The 25345-nt window shown below is 72.3% G+C and carries 20 protein-coding genes; 17 read left to right on the top strand and 3 right to left on the bottom strand.

The annotated features are described in order from the left end of the window. The first annotated feature begins 378 nt into the window (after positions 1-378). A complete protein-coding gene (locus MRBLMG1_RS34225; protein WP_367828045.1) occupies positions 379-2175 on the top strand; it encodes a cytochrome c biogenesis protein DipZ in 1797 nt (598 codons plus the stop codon). 138 nt (positions 2176-2313) lie between these two features. On the opposite strand, the gene MRBLMG1_RS34220 is transcribed toward MRBLMG1_RS34225, so the two are convergent. Together MRBLMG1_RS34220 and MRBLMG1_RS34215 are read right to left on the bottom strand one after the other, a co-directional pair. Beyond that, entirely contained in the window at positions 2314-2955 is a 642-nt protein-coding gene (locus tag MRBLMG1_RS34220; RefSeq protein ID WP_367828044.1) for a fasciclin domain-containing protein, read from the bottom strand. 239 nt (positions 2956-3194) lie between these two features. Continuing rightward, positions 3195-4058 carry an L-threonylcarbamoyladenylate synthase gene (locus tag MRBLMG1_RS34215; protein ID WP_367828043.1) on the bottom strand — a complete coding sequence of 288 codons (864 nt, stop codon included), beginning with the start codon at positions 4056-4058 and terminating at the stop codon, positions 3195-3197. A gap of 303 nt (positions 4059-4361) precedes the next feature. On the opposite strand from MRBLMG1_RS34215, the gene MRBLMG1_RS34210 reads away from it, so the two are divergent. Both MRBLMG1_RS34210 and MRBLMG1_RS34205 read left to right on the top strand, forming a co-directional pair. Continuing rightward, positions 4362-5033 (top strand): DUF4097 family beta strand repeat-containing protein, encoded by a 672-nt coding sequence (locus tag MRBLMG1_RS34210; RefSeq protein WP_367828042.1) that lies wholly within the window; start codon positions 4362-4364, stop codon positions 5031-5033. A 367-nt stretch (positions 5034-5400) separates the two neighbouring features. Further along, complete coding sequence (locus MRBLMG1_RS34205; RefSeq protein ID WP_367828041.1) at positions 5401-6909, top strand: long-chain-fatty-acid--CoA ligase; 1509 nt, start codon at positions 5401-5403, stop codon at positions 6907-6909. Between the two features lie 245 nt (positions 6910-7154). Here the strand turns inward: MRBLMG1_RS34205 and MRBLMG1_RS34200 are convergent, their stop codons facing one another. Continuing rightward, the gene (locus MRBLMG1_RS34200; protein ID WP_367828040.1) at positions 7155-8039 is read right to left on the bottom strand and encodes an AfsR/SARP family transcriptional regulator; all 885 of its coding nucleotides are present in this window, start codon (positions 8037-8039) and stop codon (positions 7155-7157) included. A 339-nt stretch (positions 8040-8378) separates the two neighbouring features. Here MRBLMG1_RS34200 and MRBLMG1_RS34195 point away from each other — a divergent pair, with 339 nt between their 5' ends. The 14 genes from MRBLMG1_RS34195 (at position 8379) to MRBLMG1_RS34130 (ending at position 25276) form a co-directional block, all read left to right on the top strand. Continuing rightward, positions 8379-10583 (top strand): TOMM precursor leader peptide-binding protein, encoded by a 2205-nt coding sequence (locus MRBLMG1_RS34195; protein ID WP_367828039.1) that lies wholly within the window; start codon positions 8379-8381, stop codon positions 10581-10583. Between the two features lie 213 nt (positions 10584-10796). Beyond that, the gene (locus MRBLMG1_RS34190) at positions 10797-12770 is read left to right on the top strand and encodes a sensor histidine kinase (protein WP_367828038.1); all 1974 of its coding nucleotides are present in this window, start codon (positions 10797-10799) and stop codon (positions 12768-12770) included. Positions 12771-12841: 71 nt separating this feature from the next. Continuing rightward, entirely contained in the window at positions 12842-13450 is a 609-nt protein-coding gene (locus MRBLMG1_RS34185) for a response regulator transcription factor (RefSeq protein ID WP_367828037.1), read from the top strand. A gap of 116 nt (positions 13451-13566) precedes the next feature. After that, complete coding sequence (locus tag MRBLMG1_RS34180) at positions 13567-14343, top strand: alpha/beta fold hydrolase (RefSeq protein WP_367828036.1); 777 nt, start codon at positions 13567-13569, stop codon at positions 14341-14343. 99 nt (positions 14344-14442) lie between these two features. Continuing rightward, entirely contained in the window at positions 14443-15030 is a 588-nt protein-coding gene (gene cysC, locus MRBLMG1_RS34175) for an adenylyl-sulfate kinase (protein ID WP_367828035.1), read from the top strand. After that, the gene (cysD, locus tag MRBLMG1_RS34170; RefSeq protein WP_367828034.1) at positions 15027-15965 is read left to right on the top strand and encodes a sulfate adenylyltransferase subunit CysD; all 939 of its coding nucleotides are present in this window, start codon (positions 15027-15029) and stop codon (positions 15963-15965) included. The genes cysC and cysD overlap by 4 nt, the downstream gene beginning before the upstream one ends. 2 nt (positions 15966-15967) lie before the next feature. Then, the gene (locus MRBLMG1_RS34165; protein WP_367828033.1) at positions 15968-17293 is read left to right on the top strand and encodes a sulfate adenylyltransferase subunit 1; all 1326 of its coding nucleotides are present in this window, start codon (positions 15968-15970) and stop codon (positions 17291-17293) included. Beyond that, a complete protein-coding gene (locus MRBLMG1_RS34160; protein ID WP_367828032.1) occupies positions 17293-18408 on the top strand; it encodes an aliphatic sulfonate ABC transporter substrate-binding protein in 1116 nt (371 codons plus the stop codon). Before MRBLMG1_RS34165 ends, MRBLMG1_RS34160 begins: the two co-directional genes overlap by 1 nt. Positions 18409-18511: 103 nt before the next feature. Further along, on the top strand, positions 18512-19351 hold the full coding sequence (locus MRBLMG1_RS34155) for an ABC transporter ATP-binding protein (RefSeq protein ID WP_414721706.1): 840 nt from the start codon (positions 18512-18514) through the stop codon (positions 19349-19351). Next, positions 19338-20234, top strand: a complete 897-nt coding sequence (locus MRBLMG1_RS34150; RefSeq protein WP_367828030.1) for an ABC transporter permease — start codon at positions 19338-19340, stop codon at positions 20232-20234. Before MRBLMG1_RS34155 ends, MRBLMG1_RS34150 begins: the two co-directional genes overlap by 14 nt. Before the next feature lie 395 nt (positions 20235-20629). Then, positions 20630-20956 carry a TcmI family type II polyketide cyclase gene (locus MRBLMG1_RS34145; RefSeq protein WP_366310151.1) on the top strand — a complete coding sequence of 109 codons (327 nt, stop codon included), beginning with the start codon at positions 20630-20632 and terminating at the stop codon, positions 20954-20956. Beyond that, on the top strand, positions 20953-22227 hold the full coding sequence (locus MRBLMG1_RS34140; protein WP_367828029.1) for a beta-ketoacyl-[acyl-carrier-protein] synthase family protein: 1275 nt from the start codon (positions 20953-20955) through the stop codon (positions 22225-22227). Before MRBLMG1_RS34145 ends, MRBLMG1_RS34140 begins: the two co-directional genes overlap by 4 nt. Continuing rightward, positions 22224-23444 (top strand): ketosynthase chain-length factor, encoded by a 1221-nt coding sequence (locus MRBLMG1_RS34135; RefSeq protein WP_367828028.1) that lies wholly within the window; start codon positions 22224-22226, stop codon positions 23442-23444. Before MRBLMG1_RS34140 ends, MRBLMG1_RS34135 begins: the two co-directional genes overlap by 4 nt. Before the next feature lie 47 nt (positions 23445-23491). Then, the gene (locus MRBLMG1_RS34130; RefSeq protein WP_367828027.1) at positions 23492-25276 is read left to right on the top strand and encodes an ABC transporter ATP-binding protein; all 1785 of its coding nucleotides are present in this window, start codon (positions 23492-23494) and stop codon (positions 25274-25276) included. Positions 25277-25345 lie beyond the last annotated feature (69 nt).

Raw genomic sequence — 25345 nt, 5'->3', positions numbered from 1 at the left:
GCGGGGGCCGGGACCCCCGCGCAGCCCCGGGGGGGCGCCCCCGGGCGGCGCGCGCCGCCCGCTGCGGCGGGGTCGGGGGGGGGGGGGGCGGGGGTGGCCCGGCTGGCGGCCCCCCCGCGCCTCCACTGGCCTCCGGCGCCCGCGCCTCCCGCAGCTCCCACGGGACCCCGCGAACCCGCAGCTCCCGACCCCCGGCTCTCTGCTCCCCACCCCGGCCGCCGGCCCCCAGCTCCCGGCCGCCGCCCCGGCTCCTGGCCCAGGCCCCACCCCCCGGCGCCTCTCTGCTCCCGGCCCCCAGCCCCAGCCCCAGCCCCCACCAGCACAACCCACGCCATCCGCCCCCGCGCCTGAACCGAATACGCGTCGAGAGACAGCCACGTGAAGAAAGAGGCGTTCGACATGGTCACTCTGGTGCTGATCGGGCTGCTGGGTGGGCTGATCACGGCGGTGTCGCCCTGCATCCTGCCGGTGCTGCCGGTGGTGTTCCTGGCGGGCGGTCCCGGTGCGGATGCCCCGGCGCCGCGGGACGTGGCCGCCGTCGCCGTGGGTGGGGCGGCGCGGGATTCCGCGCCGGGTGGGGCGCCGCCTCCGGTCCGGTCGGGTCGGAATCTGCGGCCCTATGCCGTGGTCGCGGGTCTGGTGGTGAGCTTCGGTTTCTTCACGCTGCTCGGCGTGACGATCATCTCCGCGCTGGGGCTTCCGCAGGACCTGCTGCGGTACGTCGGTCTGTCGCTGCTCGTGCTGATCGGCCTCGGGCTCGTGTTCCCGCCTGTCGAGCGCGTCCTGGAGAAGCCCTTCTCGCGCATCCCGCAACGGCAGGTCAACAGGGAGGGCAGCGCGTTCGTCCTCGGCCTCGGGCTGGGGCTCCTGTACGTCCCGTGTGCCGGGCCGGTGCTGGCTGCGATCACCGTCGCCGGGGCCCGAGGGGAGATCGACGGCGACATCGTGGTCCTCACGCTGGCGTTCGCCGTCGGGACCGCGATCCCGCTGCTCGCTTTCGCCCTCGCCGGGCGGCGCGTCGCGGAACGGGTGGCCGCTTTCCGTACGCGCGCCCGCAGACTGCGCGTCGTCTCGGGCATTCTCATGATCGCGCTCGCCTTCGCGCTCGCCTTCGACGTCACGACGGCCCTCCAGCGCGCGCTGCCCGACTACACGAGCGCGGCGCAGCGGCGGGTGGAGGACAGTGACGCCGCCCGGCAGAAGCTCTCCGGGCTCTACGACGACTCCAACGAGGAGCTGTCCCGCTGTGAGGACGGCGTCGACGAGCTCCGCTCCTGCGGGCAGGCGCCGCCGCTGGCCGGCATCGCCGGATGGCTGAACACGCCGGGCGGTCTGCCCCTCGATCTCGCCGATCTGCGCGGCCGTGTGGTCCTGATCGACTTCTGGACCTACTCCTGCATCAACTGCCAGCGCAGCATCCCCCACATCGAGGAGTGGGACCGCGCCTACCGTGACAAGGGCCTGACCGTCATCGGCGTCCACTCCCCCGAGTTCGCCTTCGAGAAGAACGCCGGCAACGTCGCCGACCAGACGCGAAAGCTCGGCATCACGTACCCGGTCGCCCTCGACAACGAGCTCGACACCTGGGACGCGTACCGCAACCGGTTCTGGCCCGCGAAGTACCTGATCGACGCGGAGGGCACCGTCCGGTACTTCACCTTCGGCGAGGGCCGCTACGCCCGGACCGAGAACCTCGTCCGCGAACTGCTCCGGCAGGCGGACCCGAGCGTCGTGCTCCCGCCGCCCACGGATCAGTCCGACGACCGGCTCACCGCGGACCGCACCCCCGAGACGTACCTCAGCACCCACCGCATCCGCGGCTACACCGGAACGCCCGAACTCACCCAGGACGAGCCCGTCGTCCACTCGTTCCCGGCCGGCGGCGTCCCCCTGGGCAAGGTCTCCCTGGCCGGTACCTGGACCGCGGGGTACGAGCACTTCACCGCGGGTCCCGACGCGCGGCTCGCCCTGACCTACCGGGCAAGGAACGCCAACCTCGTCCTCGCCGGCGAAGGCACCGTCACGGTCCTCGTCGACGGCGAGCGCACCCGGACCGTCGAGGTGCACGGCACACCGACGCTGTACCGGCTCACCGAGCACGACACCGCCCGCGAGGCCCGCCTCGAACTCCGGCTGACGCCGGGCCTGCAGGCCTTCGCCTTCACCTTCGGGTGAGACGGCTCCGCTCGACGGCCCCTCTCACGCGAGGGCGCACACTAGCTCGACGGCCCCTCTCTGGGCGAGGGCGCACACGAGAAGGGCGGTGCGTCACCGGTCCGGCCGGTGGCGCACCGCCCTTCGGCGGTCCGGGGACTACTTGGGCATGAGGACCGTGTCGACGATGTAGACGGTGGCGTTGGCGGTGGGCACGTTGCCGCAGACGACCTTCGACGAGTCGTTGACGGTGTACTCCTCGCCGGAGCCCTTGGTGGTGAGCGTGCCCTTCTGGAGGGTCTCGAAGGAGCCGTTCTCCAGCTGCTTCGGCGTGAGCTTCTCACCGACGACGTGGTACGTGAGGATCTTCGTCAGCTGCTCCTTGTCGGCCAGGGCCTTGTCGAGGTCGGCCTTGGGGATCTTGGCGAAGGCTTCGTTGGTCGGCGCGAAGACGGTGATGTTCTCGGCGTTGTTGAGGGTGTCGACCAGACCGGCCTGCTTGACCGCGGTGACCAGGGTCGACAGGTCCGGGTTGTTGGATGCGGCGGTGGCGACGGGGTCCTTGGCCATGCCCTCGAACGAACCGGCGCCCTCCTTGGGCACACCGGCACACGCGGGCCCGAACGGACCGTCGGACGCCGGCGCGGCCGAGGACTCCTGTGCCGCGGGCGGCGCGGCCTGCGTGGTGACATCGCCGGACATCGCGTCGCTCCCGGAATCGGAGCAGGCGGCGAGGGCGAACGGCAGGGTGGCGGCGGCGGCGACGGCCACCGCGGAACGACGGAAGCGCAGGGTGTTCATGGGGTGCTCTCCTGAGGTGTCGCGTTCGTGCTGAGGGCTGCGGAGAACATCCGGCGGCGACCGCTCACGGCACCACCCGGCAGCGGGCGGCGCAGGGTCGTCACGTCGGTGCTCATGTCCGGCATTCGGAGCCGATCCCTCGGCGGATGGGTGCCATCGAGCCGAGCCGTCGGGCGTGGGCTCCGCTGCCGATCTCCGTACGGACCGAGCCCTCGGGCGCGCCGGGCGGGTGGCGGGCCTCAGTCGCGGGTGGTGCGGGCGGCCGGGGTGGGCTGGGGGTAGGTGCGGGCGGGGAGGCGGTGGGGGGAATGGGGGGAGAGGGCAAGGGTGAAGCCGTGGTTGGCGGCGATGGCGCGGGTGTGGTCGGCGGAGAGGGAGCCGTGGCGTTCGAGGGTGAGGGTGGGCATGCCCGGGCGGCCGTAGCCGGGGGTGTGGTGGAAGGAGAGGACGGTGGTGGAGGTCGTGGCGTGGTGGGGGTGACGGCGGCGGGCGGCGGCGTCGTCGGCGTGGGCGAGGACGCGGACGTCGGGCTCGTGGCCGAATTCGGCGATGACGCCGTCGGCGCGCCAGTGGGCCGGTTCGTGGTCCGCGCCGGTGAGGTGGCGGGAGCGGTTGACCGAGGTGACGGAGAGGATTCCGGTGCCGGTGCGGTCCAGGGCCTCGGCGAGGAAGGCGTTCGAGGGGCAGGAGTAGCCGGGGACGATCAGTTGGACGGTGCGGACGTCCTGCCGGCGGGCCGTCAGGTGGGGCGGGATGTGGGCGGCGGCGGGGCCCCGCAGGCCGAACGGGCCGAGGTGGAGCAGCTCGTCGACGAGGTCCTCGACCTGGCGGCGCGGGAGCGGGGACGGCAGGCGGGTCCAGTCGAAGACCGAGCCGACGCGTTCGCGGACGGTCGTGACGCTGCCGACCTGGTCGGCCGGGCGGCCCTTCATCCGGTTCACGCGCTCGACGACCTCCCGGTCGGGGCGTGCCGTCAGGGCGTAGAAGTTGCCGAAGCCGTGGGCCACGGCGGCCCCTTCGTCCAGCGCCTCGGCCGCACTCCGTACGTCCTCGGCCTCGCTCAGGACCAGGTCTCGCGTCGCGCTCGTCCGCTGTCCGCCCACCGCATACCTCCGGGTGTCTTCGTTCGTTGGTGACCGGGCAACGATCCGGACTCCCGCCGGTCACCGGAGGGGCGGGGCCCGGGGGCGGGGCCGAAGTGCGTTCACTCCCAGTTCATTGCAATGAGAGCGGCGAGGACTGTTGCATTACCTTCAGAGTCGTTGCAATGAAATCGCTAGCCTGGCCTGCGTTTATTAGGCTTCTACGCAACGGGAGTGTTGCCAGAACTTCGAACGCAACGTAGCTTTTCCATCATCAGAAACGGCGAGCCGGTCGGGTGCTCGCCGAAGGAGAAGGAGAGAACGATGCAGAAGTTCGCCACCGCCGCCGAGATCGTCGCCGTCGTGGACATCGCCGCCGGGAACGTCCGGTTCATCGCGGGTGACAAGGGTGAGGCGACCGTCGAGGTCCGACCGGCCGACGCTTCCAGGGGCCGCGACGTGAAGGCCGCCGAGGAAGTGGAGGTCGGGTACGCCGACGGGGTCCTGCGGGTCGGGACCCCGGCCCCGCGGAACCGGGTGCTGGGCAGCTCGGGAATCGTCGAGGTCGAGGTCCGGCTGCCCGCCGGGTCGCGGGTCGAGGCGAAGACGGCCGCCGGTGAACTGCGGGGGACCGGCCGGCTCGGGGACGTGGTGTTCGAGGGGGCCGCCGGCACGGTGCGGCTCGAAGAGATCGCGGGCGGGCGGATCGTGCTGCAGGCCGGGAACGTCTCGGTGGGGCGCCTCGGCGGCACGGCCGAGATCAGGACGCAGAAGGGCGACATCGACGTCGCCGAGGCGGTGCGCGGGACGGTCACGCTGCGCACGGAGGCAGGCGGCATCACCGTCGGCGCGGCCCGCGGTACGTCCGCGACGCTCGACGCCCGCACCGCCTTCGGCCGTATCGCCAACAGCCTCGGGAACACCGAGGGGTCGGACGCCGGCCTGCACATCCACGCCGACACGTCGTACGGCGACATCACCGCCCGTTGCGTCTGACGGCGGGCGCGCGCATCGCCGTCGGGGCGCGGGAGCGCCCTACGCGTCTGACGGCGGGGCCGCATCGCCGTCGGAGCACGGGAGCGCCCTTCGCGTCTGACGGCGGGCGCGCGCATCGCCGTCGGAGCGCGGGAGCGCCCTTCGCGTCTGACGGCGGGCGCGCGCATCGCCGTCGGAGCGCGGGAGCGCCCTTCGCGTCTGACGGCGGGCGCGCACCTCAGTCGCAGCAAGGGGACTGCCCCCGGACTGCGGCACACGCCCCGCACGGCGGCCCCGTGACCTGCGGCGGGGTGCCGTGGAGGGGGGAGCGGGGGTGGCGGATAGCCTGCCGGGGAGCAACACCCGAACCATCGGAAAGAGGTCGACGGTGACCAATCTGGCCCTGAACCTGACTCGGACCGCGGCGGAGCGGCCGGACAGTACGGCGATCCGGCTGGACGAGGCGACGCTCGACTACCGGGCGCTGGACGAGCGCAGTGCCCGGATGGCGGGGTGGCTGGCGGGGCAGGGGGTCGGGCCGGGCGACCGGGTGGCGGTGCTGCTGCCGAACGTCCCGCACTTCGCGGTGGCCTACTACGGCGTGCTGCGGGCCGGGGCGGTCGCGGTGCCGATGAATCCGCTGCTGAAGTCCGGGGAGATCGGCTACGGCGCCGGCGACTGCGGAGCGAAGGTGATCCTGGCGTGGGGCCCCGCCATGGCCGAGGCGGGGACCGCGGCGGCGGAGCTGGGGATCGGGTGCGTCGACGTGACGGACCCGGACTTCGGGGCCGTGCTCGCCGGGACGGAGCCGCTCGGGGAGGTCGTGGAGCGGGGCGACGACGACCTCGCGGTGCTGCTCTACACGTCGGGCACGACCGGCCGGCCCAAGGGGGCGCGGCTGACGCACGGCAATCTGGGCTCCAACACGGCGACCGTGGCGCGGGTGCTCGGGATGTCGGCGTCGGACACGGTCTTCGGCGGGCTGCCGTTCTTCCACGTGTTCGGCCAGACCTGCGGTCTGAACGCGGCCGTGCTGACCGGCGCCCGCATCACGCTGCTGCCGCGCTTCGACGCCGCGAAGGCGCTGGAGATCCTCGCCCGGGACCGGGTCACGGTGATGGAGGGGGTGCCCACCATGTTCCTCGGGCTGCTCGCCGCCGCGGAGGCCGCCGGTACCACCGGGCTGACGGGCGAGGAGGGGCTGCGGCTGTGCGTGACCGGCGGGTCGGCGATGCCGGTGGAGGTGCTGCACCGCTTCGAGTCCGCGTTCGGCTGTCCCGTCGTCGAGGGGTACGGCCTGTCGGAGACCTCTCCGGTGGTCACCTTCGGGTCGCTCGAAGGCCCCCGCAAGCCGGGGTCGATCGGCACCCCGATCGAGGGCGTGCGGGTCCGGCTGCTCGACGACGAGGGCAAGGAGGTCGCGGAGGGCGGTGTCGGCGAGATCGCCGTGCGGGGGCCGAACGTGATGGCCGGTTACTGGAACCGTCCCGAGGCCGACGCGGCCGCCTTCACCGACGGCTGGTTCCGCACCGGGGACCTCGCGCGGCGCGACGAGGACGGCTTCTACTTCATCGTGGACCGCAGGAAGGACCTGGTGATCCGCGGCGGGTACAACGTCTACCCGCGCGAGATCGAGGAGGTCTTCTACGAGCACCCGGCGGTCGCCGAGGCCGCCGTCGTGGGCGTGCCGCACGAGGTGCACGGCGAGGAGGTCGCGGCCGTCGTCACCCTGAAGCCGGGTGCGGAGGTCACGGCGGACGAGCTGCGCGCGTTCGTGAAGGCCCGGGTGGCCCCGTACAAGTACCCGCGGATCGTCCGGCTGGTGCCTGGGCTGCCGAAGGGGCCGACGGGCAAGATCCTGAAGCGGGAGATCACGATCGAGGACTCGGCGGAGTAAGCGAGTCGCGGAGTGGGCGGATCGCGGAGCAACCGGGTCGAGGAGTAACCGAGTGACGGAGCAACCGAGTCACGGCGTAACCGGGTCGCGTAGCAACCGAGTCACGGCGTAACCGAGGCACGGAGTGGGCGGAGCGAAGCCGCGACGGGTCGGAGGCGGCCGGTAGTCGGTCGCCCGCCTCCCCCACCGGGAGCCGTGTGCGGGGGTGACGGCTCCGGTGGGCGGGGAGGCTCCTGGGGCCCGGGTCAGGAGGCGCGGGCGAGGCGGTTGGCGGCGAACTCCTCGGGGGACCAGGAGACGGACCAGACGTCCAGGGTGGGGTCGCCGGAGAGGATGGCCGTCTGGAGGCCCTGGAGGCGGGGGCAGGGTTCGACGCCGAGCTCGTGGTTGAGCACGGACCGGAGGCGGTGGAAGGCCTCCAGGGAGCGTCCGACGCGGCCGGCGCGGTAGAGGGCGATCATCAGGTAGGCGCAGAGGTTCTCGTTCATGGGGTTGCGGGCGACGACCCGGGTCAGCTCGCCGAGGAGGTCGGCGTGGCGGCCGAGGGCGAGGTCGGACTCGATGCGCCGTTCCAGGGCGCCGAGCCTGCTCTCCTCCAGGGACACCGCCTCGATCTCCAGGACGCTGCCCTTGCGGACGTCGACGAGGGCGGGTCCGCGCCACAACTGCAGTGCCTGGCGCAGCTCTTCCGACGCGCGGCGGTGGTCGCCGGCCTCGGAGGCGTTGCGGCCGGCGCGGACGTGGCGCTCGAAGACCTCCACGTCGGTGGTGCAGGAGCCGTCCTCCAGGAGGTAGCCGCTGTGACAGGTGCCGAGTATCTGGCGCACGCCGGGGCGGTCGGAGTCGGCGGCGGCCAGGGCGTTGCGGAGCTGGAGCACGTACGTCTGCAGGGTGGTGGCGTGGCTGCGCGGGGGGCGGTCGCCCCACAGTTCCTCGATGAGCGCCGGTACGGTCACGACCCGGCCCGCGTTCAGGGCGAGGAGTGCCAGTACCTGCCGCTGCTTCGGGGCGCTCGCCGTCACGGGGGTCCGGTCGAGATGCAGGGACAGCGAGCCGAGCAGTCCGATGCTCAGCGGTCCGGGCTGCTGACCGGCGTTGACGGGGTCGAACCTTGTAGGACCTTCGGACATTGTGTTCCTCCAGGCATCGCACCTATCGATCTCGGTCTCCAGCATGCCTAGAGCGCCGGGAGTTGCCCACTGAGCTGCACATCTCTCCCATGTGAAGAATTCACATGGGGAACGTGAATCGGTGCATGGCGGCCCTCGCCGGGGTCGCTGTTGACTTCGGGCACCGCAGCGACGAACCGGCTGCGGCAGGCGGCAGAGAGAGGCGACGTCATGCAGACCACTCCCGGCTTCGACGACCTGATCATCGAGAACCTCGACGGTTCCCCCTCCGACGGGGAGAACCCGAGCCCGTGGTGTTACACCCTGCCCGTCGACGCGGCGCGATAGAGCGGCGCCACCGTGCAGGCTGACGGACGGATAGGTTTCCGGCGCCACTTCCGCGCCGAGATCGTCCCGGGCGAGGCGGTCTACCTCGTCTCCCCGCGGGGCACGACGGCGCTCTCCGGAGCGGCGATCCAGAAGATGGCCCCGCTGCTCGACGGCTCGCTGACCCTCCCCGAGCTGCGAGAGGCCGTGGACATCCCCACCGAGCAGCTGGACGGCATGCTCGGCCGGCTCGCCTCCGCGGGCCTCGTCGGTTTCCACGCCGACCGCGCACAGGACGAGGCGGCCGGGGCGTACTGGGACCTCGCCGGTGTGGGCGATCCGGTGGAGGCCGGGGTGAGCGTCGTCGCGATCGGCGGCGCCGACGCGGCGGCCGCGGAGCGCGCCTGCCGCGCGGCGGGCCTGACGTGCGGCCCCGACGCGCCGTTCGCGCTGGTCGTCTGCGACGACTACCTCGACCCGGAGCTGGCCGTGTTCAACGCCGCCCGGATCGCGGACGGCCGGCCGTGGCTGCCGGCCAAGCCGTACGGCGCGCAGCTCTGCATCGGTCCGGTGTTCCGGCCGGGCGACGGGCCGTGCTGGTCGTGTCTCGCGGTACGGCTCCGCTCCCATCGGCGCGGCGAGTCGCAGGTGCGGCGCGCGCTGGGTCTGGACGGGCCGGTGCGGGCACCGGAGGCGTCGCTGGCGGCGACGCGCGAGCTGGGGCTGCAGACGGCGGCGCTCCAGGCGGCGAAGTGGCTGGCCGGGATGCGCGACGAAAGCCAGAACGCGGTGTGGTCGCTGGACACGCTGACGCTGAGCGCCGCCCACCATCCGGTGGCCCGCAGGCCCCAGTGTGCGGACTGCGGTGATCCGGGGATGGTCGCGGACCTGGCGCGGCGGCCGGTGCGGCCGGTGTCGCGGCCGAAGGGCGTCGCCGCGGGCAACGGGCACCGGGCGCTGTCGGCGGAGCAGATGTGGGAGCGGTTCGGGCATCTGGCGGATCCGGTGACGGGGATCGTGGAGCGGGTCGTGCGCGATCCGCGGAGCCCGTCGTTCCTGCACTGCTACCAGGCGGGGCCGAACCTGGCGTTCGCCGGGGCGGATCTGCCGTCGTTCCGCGCGGGGTTGCGGATGCAGAGCGGGGGCAAGGGGCGCACCGATCTGGACGCGCGGGTGAGCGGGTTGTGCGAGGCGGTGGAGCGGTACAGCGCGTCGCGGTTCGGTGACGAGGCGACGGTGCTGGGGAGTTACCGCGCGCTGGCGCCGGACGCGGTGCATCCGGGGACGTGCATGCTGTTCGACGAGCGGCAGTACCGGGAGCGGGAGCGGTGGAACGCGCCGGGCATTCCGTTCCAGTACGTGCCGGAGCGGTTCGACGAGGACGCCGAGATCGAGTGGACGCCGGTGTGGTCGCTCACCGAGGGGCGGCACCGGCTGCTGCCGACGAGCCAGTTGTACTTCGACGCCGGCGGTGTCGGTTCGGTCGTGGCCGACTCCAACGGGAACGCGGCGGGCGGGTCGCTGGAGGACGCGATCCTGCAGGGTTTCCTGGAGTTGGTGGAGCGGGACGCGGTCGCGCTGTGGTGGTACAACCGGACGCGGCACGCCGGGGTGGACCTGGAGTCGTTCGGCGACGCGTGGATCTCCGCGCTGCCGGAACGATTCAGCGAGCTCGGCCGCAGCCTGTGGGTGCTCGATCTCACCGCCGACCTGGGCATTCCGGTGATGGCCGCGGTGTCGCGCCGGACCGACGGTCCCGCCGAGGAGATCATGCTCGGTTTCGGCGCGCACCTGGACCCGGCCGTCGCGCTGTGCCGTGCGGTCACCGAGCTGGGCCAGCTGCTGCCGGCGGTGACGGGCGGGTACGCGAGGGGGCTTCCTGAGCACCTGCTCGACTGGCTGCGCGGGGCGACGGTCGCCGAACAGCCCTATCTGACACCCGACTCGGAGCTTCCGGCGCGGACGCCGGCGGACTACGCGCATGTGCCGCGGGCCGATCTGCGGGACGACCTGGAGCACCTCTGCTCGCTGGCGGCGGACCGCGGTCTGGAGGTGCTCGTGCTGGACCAGACGAGGCCCGACATCGGGCTGCCGGTGGTGAAGGTGGTCGTGCCCGGCCTGCGGCACTTCTGGGCGAGGTTCGCTCCCGGCCGCCTGTTCGACGTACCGGTGCGGCTCGGCAGGCTGAACTCCCCTACGGCGTACGAGGATCTGAATCCCGTTCCGCTGTTCCTCTGAGGCGTGCGCCAAGGGGGCAAAAGGCCCGGAAAGGAGGCCGGGGGCATCACCGCTGGTGGCGGTCGGGGCCCGTCGAAGAAGTCGGAAAAGTGCAAATTGCGCTCATGACAAGCCGTTACTTCCCAGGTATGATCACCGGCGGTATTCAGGGGGGTACTCGGGCGGTCGCCTGTGCTCTCGTCCACCGCTGGTCGGACTAGGAGGCGCGCGCTGATGCTCGACGCACCCCAGGGCGAGGACGACCCGCACGACGCGTGCGGGGTGCAGGCATCCCGCATGGCGCTCCAGGTGACGCTGGGGACGCTCGCCGGCCACACGGTCGTCACCGTGCTGGCCGTCCGCGACGAGAACCCGGGCCCCGCGCGGCTCGCGTTACTCGCCCTCGGGATGGCGGCCGTCCTCGCCCTGCAGTACGCCCACTCCACCCGAAGACCCCGCGACTGGCCCGTCCGCACCCGTGCGCTGACGCTGTCCGCGCAGGCCGTGGTCACGTTCCTGCCGCTCGTCTGGCTCGGGATGCCGTGGGGCGCCATGGCCGGACTGCTCGCGGGCTCGATCCTCCTCGCCGTTCCCGGCCGGCTGCGCTGGCCGCTGTACGCCTCCGTCATCGCCGCCATCGTGGCCGCGGTCGTCGCCATCGCCGGCCCCGACAAGGCGGCCTACGGACTCGGCGCCACGCTGCTCGCCAGCCTCATCATCTACGGGGTCAGCTCCCTGTCCGACCTGGTCGCCGAACTCCGCGACACCCGACGCGAGTTGGCCGGCATGGCCGTCATCCAGGAACGGCTGCGGGTCGCCCACGACCTCCACGACCTGCTCGGCTACAGCCTCTCGGCCATCGCGCTGAAGAGCGAACTCGGCTACCGGCTGCTGCCGACCGCCCCCGACCGGGCCAGGTCCGAGGTCGCCGAGGTGCTCGGCATCGCCGGCGAGGCCCTGGCCGACGTGCGGGTCGTCGCCAGCGGCTACCGCGACATGTCCCTGGCCGCCGAGGCCGAGTCCGCGCTGTCGGTACTGGCCGCCGCGCAGATCGAGGCCGAGGCCGACCTCGCCTGCGGTCCGCTGCCGCGCGAGGTCGACACCGTCCTGGCCATCGTGCTCCGCGAGGCCGTCACCAACGCCCTGCGCCACAGCAAGGCGCAGCACTGCGCGATCAGCGCGACCCGCGAGGGCGGCACGATCTCCCTGCTGATCCGCAACGACGGTGTCGGGGAGGGCAGTCCCGACACGCTCCCCGAGGGCGGCAGCGGGCTCGGCAACCTGACGACCCGGCTGCGCGGCATCGGCGGCGACCTGAGCGGCGGCCCGGCCGAGGACGGCTGGTTCGAGGTCGTCGCCCGCACCCCGGTCGTCCCCCGGCCCGAAGAGCGCCGCGCGGAACCCGAGCCCGAGGAGCAGCGCAAGGCCGCCAGGCCGTGGGCGCCGCGGATGGCGCGGGCCATGCTCCTGGCCGTCCTGGCCGGCTACACGCTGATCACCGTGATCAACGTGGCGGCCACCACCCCGTCCGGGGCCGCCTTCCTGACCTTCCTCGGCTGCCTCGCCGTCGTCGTGACCGTGCAGGTGCTGCTCTCGCTGCGTCCCGCGCACACCTGGCCGCCGTACGGGCGGGCGATCGGCCTGGGGGTGCTGGCCGCGGGCACCTACGCCCCGCTGCTCTGGCTCGGCGGGCCGTGGGGTTCGATGGCCGGCTTCCTTGCCGGATCGTTCCTCTTCACCGTGGGCGGGCGGCTGCGATGGGTGCTCTACGCGGCCTCGGTGGCCGTGATCGTGCCGGTGGGAGCGGCCGCCGGGGACTCGCTCTACGAGATGGTCTACGAGACCGACTCGTCGCTGATGGCGGGCCTGGCCGTCTACGCCTTCACCGCGCTGTACCGGCTGGTCTCCGAACTCCACGAGGCCAGGGGCGCGCTGGCGCGGATGGCCGTCGCCCGGGAACGCCTGATCGTGGAGCGGGAACTGCACCAGGTGCTCGGGTCGAGCCTCTCCGAGGTCACGATGAAGTGCGCGCTCATCCACCGGATGCTGCCCCGGTCGACGGGGCCCGCGCAGGAGGAGCTGACGACCGTCCTGGAGATCTCGCGGCAGGCGCTCGCGGACGTGCGGCTCGTCGCGCGCGGGTACCGCGGCCAGTCGGTGGTGCGCGAATCGCCGTACGCGGTCCTGCATTCGGGTGCCACGCACTGACGGTTGGCGGGTAGGTTAAGGCGCATTACATACCTTCAAGGAAGGTAAAAGGGGGATAAGTGGAGAATCGGGTGATCAGAATTCTCCTTGCCGAGGACATGCACATGGTGAGAGGGGCGCTGGTCGCGCTGCTCGAACTGGAGCCCGACCTGGAGGTCGTCGGCGTGGTGGACAGGGGGGACCTGATCGTCCCCACCGCGCTGGAGTGCCGGCCGGACGTGGCCGTCATGGACGTCGATCTGCCGAACATGGACGGGCTCACGGCCGCGGAGACGCTGCACGATCTGCTTCCGGACTGCCGGACGCTCATCATGACCGGGCTCGGACGCCCGGGTCTGCTGCGCCGGGCGATGGCAGCGCGCGTCTCGGGGTTCCTGCTCAAGGACTCCCCGGCCGAAGGGCTAGCGCAGGCGGTCCGGGAGGTGTTCGCGGGACGCAGGGTGATCAACCCGCAGATCGCCATGAGCGCGTGGGACATCGGGGAGAACCCCCTGTCCGAGCGCGAGACCGAGGTCCTCGGCATGGCCGCGCAGGGCGACGAACCCAGTGAGATCGCCGCGAAGCTGCATCTGTCGATCGGCACGGTACGCAACTACCTCACGACGACCGTGATGAAGCTGAACGCGCGCAACCGGCTCGACGCCGTCCGCATCGCCACCGAGGCCGGTTGGCTCGCCTGACGGCGGAGGCGGGCCGCCACCCGCGACCGGTCCTCGACCGGTGATCCAGCGACGCGCTCGAAGATGCCGACATACGGCGAGGTGAGAGCACCTCCGGTCGGCATGAGGAGTGCGAGATGCGCAAGGTCGTTTCCCGGGACGGCACGACGATCGCCTACGAGAAGGCGGGCGAAGGCCCGCCCATCGTGCTTCTCAACGGGTCGTTCCGCGACCACACGATCTTCGACGCCCTGGTGCCCGAACTGACGCCCCACTGCACCACGTACGTCTACGACCGCCGGGGGCGCGGCCAGAGCGGCGACGCGCCCGAGTACGCCGTCGAGCGCGAGATCGAGGACCTGGAGGCGGTCATCCAGGCGGCCGGCGGCGAGGCCGTGGTGTTCGCCGGGTCGTCCGGCGCGAACCTCGCGATCGAGGCGGCGCTCGCCGGTGCCCCGATCACCAAGCTCGCCCTGCACGAGCCCTTCTTCCGGGTCGACGGCTTCCCGAAGCCCGTGTGGAACTTCGCGAAGACCCTCCGGGTCCTCCTCACCGAGGACCGGCGCGACGAGGCGGTCGAGCACTTCCTCGGCGGCTTCCTCGGCTTCACCCCCGACACCATCGCGGAGTGGCGCAAGGGCCCGATCTGGGCGATGAACGAGGCGAACGCCCACACCCTCGCGTACGACACGCTGATCTGCGGCGACTACACCGTCCCGGTCGACCGGCTCGCGACCTACGAGACCGAGACCCTCGTCCTCAACAGCGACAGCACCAGCGCCTGGCTGCGTGCGGCGGCGCAGGCGACGACGGCGGCGCTGCCCAACGGCCGGGGCCTCGAACTGCCCGGCTCCTGGCACCGGATCGACATGGACGTGCTCGGCCGGACCCTGGCCGAGTTCGCCACCGCCTAGGGGAACGTCCTGCCGGGTGTCGCGAGCCGGCCCGATCGGCAGGACACGCCCTGGGTCCCGTCCGGAAAGCAGCACCTCACCTTCGGGGAGAACATCACCGTGACCACAGCTCACGTCCAGGAGGCCGGCGGGGACACCGCGGTCGCGGCCCGGGCCCGCGGTGCCACCGTGTGGCTGACCGGGCTGCCCAGCTCGGGCAAGACCACCCTCGCCCTCGCCCTCGCCGGCCGGCTGCGCGCCGAGGGGCACGAGGTCGAGGTGCTCGACGGTGACGAGATCCGCGCGTTCCTGTCCAAGGGGCTCGGCTTCACGCGGGAGGACCGGTACGCCAACGTCACCCGGATCGGCTTCGTGGCCGAGCTGCTCGCCTCCCACGGCGTGAAGGTGCTGGTACCGGTCATCGCGCCGTACGCCGACTCCCGCGCCGCCGTCCGCGCGCGGCACGCCGCCCGGGGCACCGAGCTCGTCGAGGTCCACGTCGCCACCCCCGTCGAGCTCTGCTCGGCGCGGGACGTGAAGGGGCTCTACGCCCGGCAGGCCGCGGGCGAGATCGCCGGCCTCACCGGCGTGGACGACCCGTACGAGGCACCGGAGAACCCGGAGCTGCGCATCCGGACGCAGGGCCGCTCGGTGGCCGAGTCCGCCGCCGAGCTGCACACCTTCCTGACCGAGAGGGGCCTGGCATGACGACCGCGACCCGGCGTCCGACCGAGGCGTCGGAGAACCCGTTCGCACTGTCGCACCTGGACGCCCTGGAGGCGGAGTCGGTGCACATCTTCCGTGAGGTGGCGGGCGAGTTCGAGCGGCCGGTGATCCTCTTCTCCGGCGGCAAGGACTCCATCGTCATGCTGCACCTGGCGCTGAAGGCCTTCGCGCCGGCGCCGGTGCCCTTCACGCTGCTGCACGTCGACACGGGGCACAACTTCCCCGAGGTCCTCGCCTACCGCGACCGGGTCGTCGAGCGGCACGGGCTGCGCCTGCACGTCGCCTCCGTCCAGGAGTTCATCGACGCGGGCCGGCTGCGCGAGCGCCCCGACGGGACCCGCAACCCGCTGCAGACCGTCCCGCTGCTCGACGCCATCGAGTCCCACCGCTTCGACGCGGTGTTCGGCGGCGGCCGCCGCGACGAGGAGAAGGCCCGCGCCAAGGAGCGGGTGTTCTCGCTGCGCGACGAGTTCGGCGCCTGGGACCCGCGCCGCCAGCGCCCCGAGCTGTGGTCGCTCTACAACGGCCGCCACGCGCCCGGCGAGCACGTGCGGGTGTTCCCGCTGTCCAACTGGACCGAGCTGGACGTCTGGCAGTACGTCGAGCGCGAGGGCATCGAGCTGCCGGCGATCTACTACGCGCACGAGCGGGAGGTCTTCGCCCGCGACGGGATGTGGCTGACCGCGGGCGAGTGGGGCGGCCCCAAGGACACCGAGACGGTCGAGAAGCGGCTGATCCGCTACCGCACCGTCGGCGACATGTCCTGCACCGGCGCCGTCGACTCGGGCGCCGCCACCAACGCGGACATCATCGCCGAGATCGCCGCCAGCCGCCTCACCGAGCGCGGCGCCACCCGGGCCGACGACAAGCTCTCCGAGGCCGCCATGGAAGACCGCAAGCGCGAGGGGTACTTCTAGCCGTGACCACGTCCGTGACCACCACTCAGGAGGCCCCCGCCGCCTCGCTGCTGCGCTTCGCCACCGCCGGGTCCGTCGACGACGGCAAGTCCACCCTGGTGGGTCGTCTCCTGCACGACTCCAAGTCGGTCCTCGCCGACCAGCTGGAGGCCGTCGAGCACGCCTCCCGCAAGCGCGGCCAGGAGGCGCCCGACCTGGCGCTGCTCACCGACGGCCTGCGGGCCGAGCGCGAGCAGGGCATCACCATCGACGTGGCCTACCGCTACTTCGCGACCGCCCGCCGCCGGTTCATCCTCGCCGACACCCCCGGGCACGTGCAGTACACCCGGAACATGGTCACCGGCGCCTCCACCGCCGAGCTGGCCGTGGTCCTCGTCGACGCCCGCAACGGCGTCGTCGAGCAGACCCGCCGGCACGCCGCCGTCGCCGCCCTGCTCCGCGTCCCGCACGTCGTCCTCGCCGTCAACAAGATGGACCTCGTCGACTACGCCGAGCCCGTCTTCGCCGCCATCGCCGAGGAGTTCACGACGTACGCCGCCGAGCTGGGCGTCCGGGACGTGGTGGCGATCCCGCTCTCCGCGCTCATCGGCGACAACGTCGTGGAGCCGTCCGCGCACATGGACTGGTACGGCGGCCGGACCCTCCTGGAGCACCTGGAGACCGTCCCGGTCGGCAGCGACCCGAGCCAGGAGCCCGCGCGCTTCCCCGTCCAGTACGTCATCCGCCCGCAGACCGCCGAGCACCCCGACTACCGGGGCTACGCGGGCCAGCTGGCCTCCGGAGTGCTGCGGGTCGGCGACCCGGTCACCGTCCTGCCGTCCGGGCGCACCACCACCGTCGCGGGCCTCGACGCCCTCGGCAAGGAGGCGGACACCGCCTGGGCGCCCCAGTCGGTCACCGTCCGGCTCGCCGACGACATCGACATATCCCGCGGCGACCTGATAGCCGCCGGCGGCCGGGCCCCGGTGCCCACCAAGGACATCGAGGCGAGCGTCTGCCACCTGGACGAGCGCCCGCTGCACGTCGGCGCCAAGGTGCTGATCAAGCACACCACCCGCACGGTGCGGGCGCTGGTGAAGGACATCTCGTACCGCATCGACATCGGCACCCTCGAACAGCGCTCCGGCGCCGAGGGGCTGAACGGCAACGACATCGGCCACGTGGTGCTGCGCACCGCCGAGCCGCTGGCGCTCGACAGCTACGCCGACAACCGGCGCACCGGATCGTTCCTGCTGATCGACCCGGCCGACGGCACCACGCTCACCGCCGGCATGGCGGGCGAGGCGTTCGGGGCCGCGGGCGCGGCCGGCGACCGGGACCGGTTCTGATGCGCGGGGGCTTGAGGCGGGCGGCCGCCCGGGCCGCCGTCGCGGTGCTGGCCGTCGCCGGACTGCTGTCGTCCTGCGGTTACGGGTCCCGCACCGGCGGCCCCGACCCGGCGGTGGAGCCCGTGGCGGGCACCGCGGGCCCGCGGCTCTCCGCCGACACCGTACGGATCGGCTACTTCGCGAACCTGACCCACGGCACCGCCCTGGTGGGCCTGCAGAAGGGCCTGTTCCGGAAGGAGCTGGGCGCGACCCGGATCCGTACCCAGGTCTTCAACGCCGGCCCGTCCGCGATCGAGGCGCTCAACGCGGGCGCGATCGACCTCGCCTGGCTCGGCCCCTCCCCCGCGATCAACGGCTACACCCGCTCCGACGGCAAGGCCCTCCGGATCGTGGCCGGTTCGGCCTCCGGCGGCGTGAAGCTCGTCGTGAACCCGGCGCGGGTCGCCTCCCTCGACGACCTGCGGGGCAAGCGGATCGCCACCCCCCAGCTGGGCAACACCCAGGACGTCGCCCTCCTCCACTACCTGGCGGGCCGGGGCCTGCGGGTGGACGCGGCCACCGGCGCGGGGGACGTCTCCGTCGTCCGCACGGACAACAAGGTCACGCCGAACGCGTACACCTCCGGCGCCGTCGACGGCGCGTGGGTGCCCGAGCCGACCGCCTCCCGGCTGGTCGCGCTCGGCGCGAAGGTGCTGCTCGACGAGCGGTCCCTGTGGCCGGGCGGCCGGTTCGTCATCACCCACCTCGTCGTCTCGCAGCGGTTCCTGGCCGCGCACCCGGACGTCGTCGAGGCCGTGCTGCGCGGCTCGGTGGCCACCCACGCGTACATCAGGGCCCAGCCGGAGCGGGCGAAGGCCGACGCGAACGCCCGGATCCGGCAGGACACCGGCAAGGCGCTCCCGCCCGCCGTCCTCGACCCGGCCTGGCGGAGCATCGAGTTCCTCGACGACCCGTTGGCCGGGACCCTGCGGGCCGAGGCCGGCCACGCGGTCACCGCGGGCCTGCTGGAACGGCCCGACCTGGCCGGGATCTACGACCTGACCCTGTTGAACGAGGTGCTGAGGACGGCGGGGCGGCCCGCCGTGCCGGACGCCGGGCTCGGCACGCCCAGGTAGCCCCCCGTACCCCACCATCCCGCAGGAGGTGTCCGGCATGACCACGGCACTGACCACCCCGCAGAACGCTCCGGAGGACGCCCCGAAGGGCTCCCCCGCCGGCATCCCGGAGACCGCTTCCGAGACCGCTCCGGAGACGGCTCCCGAGACCGCTCCCGAGGCGGATCCCGGGGGCGGCGCCGGGGCGGCGGCCGGGCGGCCCGCCGTCCGGCTCGCGCACGTCTCCAAGGCCTTCGGCCGCCCCGGTGCGGCCGCCCCCGTGCTCGACGACATCAGTCTGGACGTGGCCCCGGGCGAGTTCGTCACCCTGGTCGGCGCCTCGGGCTGCGGCAAGTCCACGCTGCTCAACCTGGTCGCCGGGCTCGACGAGCCGAGCTCCGGGACCATCGAGGTGCCCGGCGCCCGCCCGGCGCTGATGTTCCAGGACCACGCGCTGTTCCCGTGGCTCACCGCGGGCGGGAACATCGAGCTGGCCCTGCGGCTGGCCGGCGTCCCGCGCGCCGAGCGGCGGCCCGAGGCCGAGCGGCTCCTGGAGCTCGTCCGCCTGGGCGGCGCGCACGGCAAGCGGGTGCACGAGCTGTCCGGCGGGATGCGGCAGCGGGTGGCCCTGGCGCGTTCGCTCGCCCAGGGCGGCGGGGTGCTGCTGATGGACGAGCCGTTCGCCGCGCTCGACGCCATCACCCGGGACGTGCTGCACGACGAGCTCACCCGGATCTGGCGGGAGCGCGGGCTCACCGTCCTGTTCGTCACCCACAACGTCCGCGAGGCCGTCCGGCTCGCGCAGCGCGTCGTCCTGCTCTCGTCCCGGCCCGGCCGGATCGCGCGGGAGTGGCGGATCGACCTGCCGAGGTCGCTGCGCTCCGAGTCCGCCCCGGCCGCGGAGCTGACCACCGACATCACCGAGCACCTGCGTGGGGAGATCCGCCGCCATGTCCCGCAGTGACACCCTCCTCACCCCGCCCCCGGTGGACGACTCCGCCGGGGTCGGCGCCGGTCTCGACGCCCTGGAGACCGTGCGGGCGCCGCGCACCACGCCAGGCCGGGCGCTGCGGGAGAAGGTGCTGCCGCCGGTGCTCGGCGCGGTCCTCGTGCTCGGCGCCTGGCAGCTCGCGTACAGCCTGCGCCTGACCGGTCCCGACAAGCTGCCGAGCCCGGCCGCCGTGTGGGCCGCGCTCGGCGACCTCTGGTACCAGGGCACGCTGTTCTCGATCATCTGGACCAGCGTGTGGCGCGGGCTGTCCGGCTTCCTCGCGGCCGTCGCGATCGGCACGCCGATCGGTCTGCTGGTCGCCCGGGTGAGGCCGGTGCGGGCCGCCTTCGGTCCGGTGCTCTCCGGGCTCCAGTCGCTGCCGTCGGTGGCCTGGGTGCCGGCCGCCGTGATCTGGCTGGGCATCGACGACTCCGCCATGTACGCGGTGATCCTGCTCGGCGCGGTGCCGTCGATCGCCAACGGGCTGATCGCCGGCGTCGACCAGGTGCCGCCGCTGTTCCTGCGGGCCGGGCGGACGCTCGGCGCGACCGGGCTGCGCGGTGCCCGGCACGTCCTGCTGCCGGCCGCCCTGCCGGGCTATCTGGCGGGGCTCAAGCAGGGCTGGGCGTTCTCCTGGCGTTCGCTGATGGCCGCCGAGCTGATCGCGTCCTCGCCCGACCTGGGCCTGGGTCTGGGCCGGTATCTGGAGAACCAGCGGGAGTTCTCCGACATGGCGGGCGTGCTGCTCGGCATCCTCCTGATCTTCGTCGTCGGCGTCGCCGTGGACCTGCTGGTCTTCGCTCCCGTCGAGCGGCGGGTGCTGCGCGCCCGGGGGCTCCTGGTCGCCGCCGAGTAATTCCTGCGTTCCGGTCGAAAAGGGGCGGTTCCTTCGGGGAACCGCCCCTTTCACGTTGCCTCTTCAACCTCTCCAGCGGAATTCGATACACCCCCGACCCCTCCTTGAGGGACATCGCACAAGGTGGCGGTGGGTGGTTCCCGGCGAATGGAGATTGACATGGGCGCGAGGCTCAGATCCGCCATGCGATCCCTATCGAAGAACTTCGGTGAGGGCCTGATGTGGATGGGTTTTGCGTGGAGCGGAATGTATCCCCCCTACGACGGGAGGGACTTCGGGATCCCGCTTGCCGACCAGCCCTGCCTGCCACCGCTGTCGGAAGAGGAGCTCGCCGCATGGGCGGCACTGGTCAAGCATCTGCGATAGGCGCAGCAAATCATCGAGGAGGCGGTCGAATGCACAGCAATCTGATAGTGGCCAGAATGGATTCTCGTTCGAGTGCTGACGTGGCGCGGCTTTTCGCGGCTTTCGACGAGACCGACATGCCGCATCGCATGGGGACTCGGCGACGTCAGCTTTTCATGTACAACGGTCTTTACTTCCACCTTCAGGACTTCGACGACGACAACGGCGGCGAGCTCATCGAACAGGCGAAGAGCGACCCGCGCTTCGTCGGGATCAGCCAGGACCTGAAGCCGTTCATCGAGGCGTACGACCCGGCGACCTGGCGCTCGCCGGCGGACGCCATGGCGAAGCGCTTCTACACCTGGGAGTCGGCGTGACCGGCCGCCGCGTGGTCATCACCGGCGTCGGCGTGACGGCTCCGGGAGGCATCGGCGCCAAGAACTTCTGGAGCCTGCTCAGCGAGGGCCGTACGGCGACGCGGGGGATCACCTTCTTCGACCCGACGCCGTTCCGTTCCCGCATCGCGGCCGAGATCGACTTCGACCCGTACGAACACGGGCTCACCCCGCAGGAGATCCGGCGCACCGACCGGGCGGCGCAGTTCGCGCTGGTCACCGCCCGCGAGGCGATGGCCGACAGCGGTCTCGAACTGGGCGCGGTCGAGCCGCACCGGGTGGCCGTGGCGATCGGCAGCGCCGTGGGCGCCACGATGGGCCTCGACGAGGAGTACCGGGTCGTCAGCGACGGCGGCCGGCTCGCGCTCGTCGACCACGAGTACGCGGTCCCCCACCTCTACAACTACTTCGTCCCGAGCTCCTTCGCCGCCGAGGTCGCCTGGGCGGTCGGCGCCGAGGGCCCCTCGACCGTGGTCTCCACCGGCTGTACCTCGGGCATCGACTCGGTCGGCTACGCGGCCGAGCTGATCCGCGACGGCTCGGCCGACGTGGTCGTCACCGGTGCCACGGACGCGCCGATCTCGCCGATCTCCGTCGCGTGCTTCGACGCGATCAAGGCGACCACGCCGCGCAACGACGACCCGGAGCACGCCTCCCGGCCCTTCGACCTCACCCGCAACGGCTTCGTCCTCGGCGAGGGCGCCGCGATGTTCGTCCTGGAGGAGCTGGAGTCCGCGCGCCGGCGCGGCGCCCACATCTACGCCGAGATCGCCGGCTACGCCAGCCGCTGCAACGCCTTCCACATGACCGGGCTGCGTCCCGACGGCCGGGAGATGGCCGAGGCGATCCGCTCGGCGCTCGACGAGGCGAAGCTCGCCCCGGAGGCCGTCGACTACATCAACGCGCACGGCTCGGGAACCAAGCAGAACGACCGCCACGAGACGAGCGCCTTCAAGCGCAGCCTCGGCGAGCACGCCTACCGAACCCCCGTGAGCTCGATCAAGTCGATGGTCGGGCACTCGCTCGGCGCGATCGGCTCGATCGAGATCGCCGCCTCCGTCCTGGCCATGGAGAACCACGTGGTGCCACCGACCGCCAACCTGCACAAGCCCGACCCCGACTGCGACCTCGACTACGTGCCGCTGACCGCGCGCGACTGGCGCACCGACGCGGTACTGACCGTCGGCAGTGGCTTCGGCGGTTTCCAGAGCGCGATGGTCCTCGCCCGACCGGACAGGAACACGACGGCATGAGCACCCAGGTCGTGGTGACCGGTATCGGCATCGTCTCCCCCAACGGCTTCGGCACGGAGGAGTACTGGGACGCCACCCGTGCGTCCAGGAGCGGCATCCGCCGCATCACGCGCTTCGATCCGGAGCGCTACCCGTCCAAGCTCGCCGGCGAGGTGGACGGGTTCGAGGTCAAGGAGCACCTGCCGAGCAGGCTCATCCCGCAGACCGACCGGATGACGCAGCTCGCCCTCGTCGGCGCCGAGCACGCCCTGGGCGACGCCGGGGTGAGCACGGAGGAGGCGGACGAGTACGGCATGGGCGTGATGACCGCCAGCACCTCCGGCGGCTTCGAGTTCGGCCAGGACCAGCTGCAGAACCTGTGGAGCCAGGGCAGCCAGTACGTCAGCGCGTACCAGTCCTTCGCCTGGTTCTACGCGGTGAACACGGGCCAGATCTCGATCCGGCACGGGCTGCGCGGTCCGAGCGGCGTGGTCGTCAGCGACCAGGCGGGCGGGCTCGACGCCCTGGCGCACGCGCGCCGGCTGATCCGCAAGGGCAGCGATCTGATCCTGTCCGGCGGTGTCGACGCGGCCATCTGCCCGTGGGGGTGGGTGGCCCAGCTGACCACCGGGGACATGAGCACGGACGAGCGGCCCGACCGCGCATACCTGCCCTTCGACGCCGAGGCGTCCGGTTACGTGCCCGGCGAGGGCGGCGCCCTGCTGATCCTGGAGGACGCCGAGGCCGCGCGCCGGCGCGGTGCGACCCGGGTCTACGGGGAGATCTGCGGCTACGGCTCCACGTTCGACCCGGCGCCGGACAGCGGGCGGGAGCCGACGCTGCGGAAGGCGATCGAGGTCGCGCTCGCCGACGCGGGCCTGTCCGCGGGCGACGTCGACGTCGTCTTCGCCGACGCGGCCGGCACCCCGGAGCTCGACCGGATCGAGGCGACGGCGATCACCGAGGTCTTCGGGCCGCGGGCGGTCCCCGTGACGGCGCCCAAGACCATGACGGGCCGGCTCGGTTCGGGGGCGGCGCCGCTGGACGTCGCCACCGCCTTCCTGGCCATGCGGGACGGGGTGATCCCGCCGACGGCGAACGTCACCCTCTCCCCCGACTACGACCTCGACCTGGTGACCGAGGAGCGGGTCGCCCCGGTGACCACGGCGCTCGTGCTCGCACGGGGCCGCGGCGGCTTCAACTCCGCCGTCGTCGTGCGGTCCGTCGACTGGAACTGACCTCAAGCGCCGAAAGAGCCCAGAAGCCGAAAGAGAAGGAGACCAGGGTGAGCACCACCGGGTCGGCCACCGCTCATCCCCCCGTCCGGAAACGCCGCGTCCTGAGGCTGTTCCGGCCCTACCGGAGGAGCCTGCTGTTCGTCGCGTCGCTGGTCGTGGGCTCGTCCCTGGTCTCCCTCGTCAACCCGTTCCTGATCCGCGAGATCATGGACGTGGCACTGCCGCAGGGCCGGACCGGGCTGCTGTCCGTACTCGCCCTCGGCATGATCGTGGTGTCGATCGCGACGAGCACGTTCAACGTCTGGCAGACCCATGTGTCCGCCAAGATCGGCCAGCTCGTCATGCACGACCTGCGCACCGCCGTGTACGGGCACCTCCAGCGGATGTCGCTGGCGTTCTTCACCCGGACCCGGACGGGCGAGGTGCAGTCGCGCATCGCGCACGACATCGGCGGGATGCAGGTCACCGTGACGACCACGGCCACGGCGCTGGTGTCGGACGTGACCATCGTCGTCGCCACCACCACCGCGATGGCACTGCTCGACTGGCGGCTCACGATCGCGTCGCTGGTGATCCTGCCGGCGTTCGTGTGGGTGAGCCGGCACGTCGGCGACGAGCGGCGGACCATCACCCGGGACCGGCAGCGGCAGTTCGCCGACCTCTCCTCGATCGTGCAGGAGTCGCTGTCGGTCAGCGGGATCATGCTCGGTCACACCATGGGGCGTTCGCGGTCGCTGACGGACAACTTCGCCCGGCAGTCCCGCAAGCTCACCGAGATCGAGGTGCGGGCGAGTACGTCGGGCCTCTGGTACCAGTCGACGATCTGGATCGTCATGGCGTCCATGCCCGCGATCATCTACTGGGTGGCGGGCCTGACCGGGAGCGGCGGCCACATGGCCATCACGATCGGTGCGCTGGTCGCGTTCACCACGCTCCAGCAGGCCCTGTTCCGGCCGGCGCAGCGGCTGCTGACCATCGGGATCGACATCCAGAGCTCCCTGGAGCTCTTCGGCCGGATCTTCGAGTACCTCGACCTGCCGGTCGACGTCGCCGAGCCGGAGCGTCCCGTCGAGCCGAAGGAGCTGCGGGGCGAGGTGCGTATGCGGGGCATCGGCTTCTCGTACGCGTCGGCGGAGCGGCCCACGCTCGACGGGGTGGACGTGACGGTGCCCGCCGGGCACAGTCTCGCGATCGTCGGGGAGACCGGTTCGGGCAAGACGACGCTCAGCTACCTCATCCCGCGGCTCTACGACCCGACGGCGGGCACGGTCACGATCGACGGGGTCGACGTGCGCGACCTGTCGTTCGCGACGCTCGCCGCCACGGTCGGGGTGGTCTCTCAGGAGACGTACCTGTTCCATGCGACGGTGGCCGACAACCTTCGGTTCGCGAAGCCGGAGGCGACCGACGAGGAGCTGGTCGCGGCGGCGCGGATCGCGCAGATCCACGACTACCTGATGTCGCTGCCGGACGGCTACGACACGGTGGTCGGCGAGCGCGGGTACCGGTTCTCCGGCGGGGAGAAGCAGCGCCTCGCCATCGCCCGCGCCATCCTGCGCGACCCGCCGATCCTGGTGCTCGACGAGGCCACCAGCGCCCTGGACACCCAGACGGAGCAGGCCGTTCAGGGTGCGATCGACGCGGCGAGCGCCGGCCGTACGACGATCACGGTCGCCCACCGGCTCTCGACGATCCGCGACGCGGACGAGATCGTCGTCCTCGACCGGGGGCGGGTCGCGGAGCGCGGCACCCACGACGAACTCCTCGCCCTCGGCGGCCACTACGCGACGCTGGTCAACCGGGACACCGAGATGGCGGTGGCGCTGCGGTAGCGGATGCCCTAAACACAAGCGGAACAGGTTTGGCCGGAAAGCTGCAGCCGAACTCGAGCACGACGTGAG

The organism is Streptomyces sp. LMG1-1-1.1 (assembly GCF_040815545.1).
GTDB lineage: Bacteria > Actinomycetota > Actinomycetes > Streptomycetales > Streptomycetaceae > Streptomyces.
Note: the sequence above shows the minus strand (reverse complement) of the source record. Positions and strands in the feature narration are given on the sequence as shown.

Coding starts and splice junctions, on each gene's coding strand:
- MRBLMG1_RS34145 (WP_366310151.1), top strand. CDS start 20,630: ATGCACAGCAATCTGATAGTGGCCAGAATGGATTCTCGTTCGAGTGCT.
- MRBLMG1_RS34190 (WP_367828038.1), top strand. CDS start 10,797: ATGCTCGACGCACCCCAGGGCGAGGACGACCCGCACGACGCGTGCGGG.
- MRBLMG1_RS34210 (WP_367828042.1), top strand. CDS start 4,362: ATGCAGAAGTTCGCCACCGCCGCCGAGATCGTCGCCGTCGTGGACATC.
- MRBLMG1_RS34160 (WP_367828032.1), top strand. CDS start 17,293: ATGCGCGGGGGCTTGAGGCGGGCGGCCGCCCGGGCCGCCGTCGCGGTG.
- MRBLMG1_RS34220 (WP_367828044.1), bottom strand. CDS start 2,955: ATGAACACCCTGCGCTTCCGTCGTTCCGCGGTGGCCGTCGCCGCCGCC.
- MRBLMG1_RS34180 (WP_367828036.1), top strand. CDS start 13,567: ATGCGCAAGGTCGTTTCCCGGGACGGCACGACGATCGCCTACGAGAAG.
- cysD (WP_367828034.1), top strand. CDS start 15,027: ATGACGACCGCGACCCGGCGTCCGACCGAGGCGTCGGAGAACCCGTTC.
- MRBLMG1_RS34150 (WP_367828030.1), top strand. CDS start 19,338: ATGTCCCGCAGTGACACCCTCCTCACCCCGCCCCCGGTGGACGACTCC.
- MRBLMG1_RS34135 (WP_367828028.1), top strand. CDS start 22,224: ATGAGCACCCAGGTCGTGGTGACCGGTATCGGCATCGTCTCCCCCAAC.
- MRBLMG1_RS34200 (WP_367828040.1), bottom strand. CDS start 8,039: ATGTCCGAAGGTCCTACAAGGTTCGACCCCGTCAACGCCGGTCAGCAG.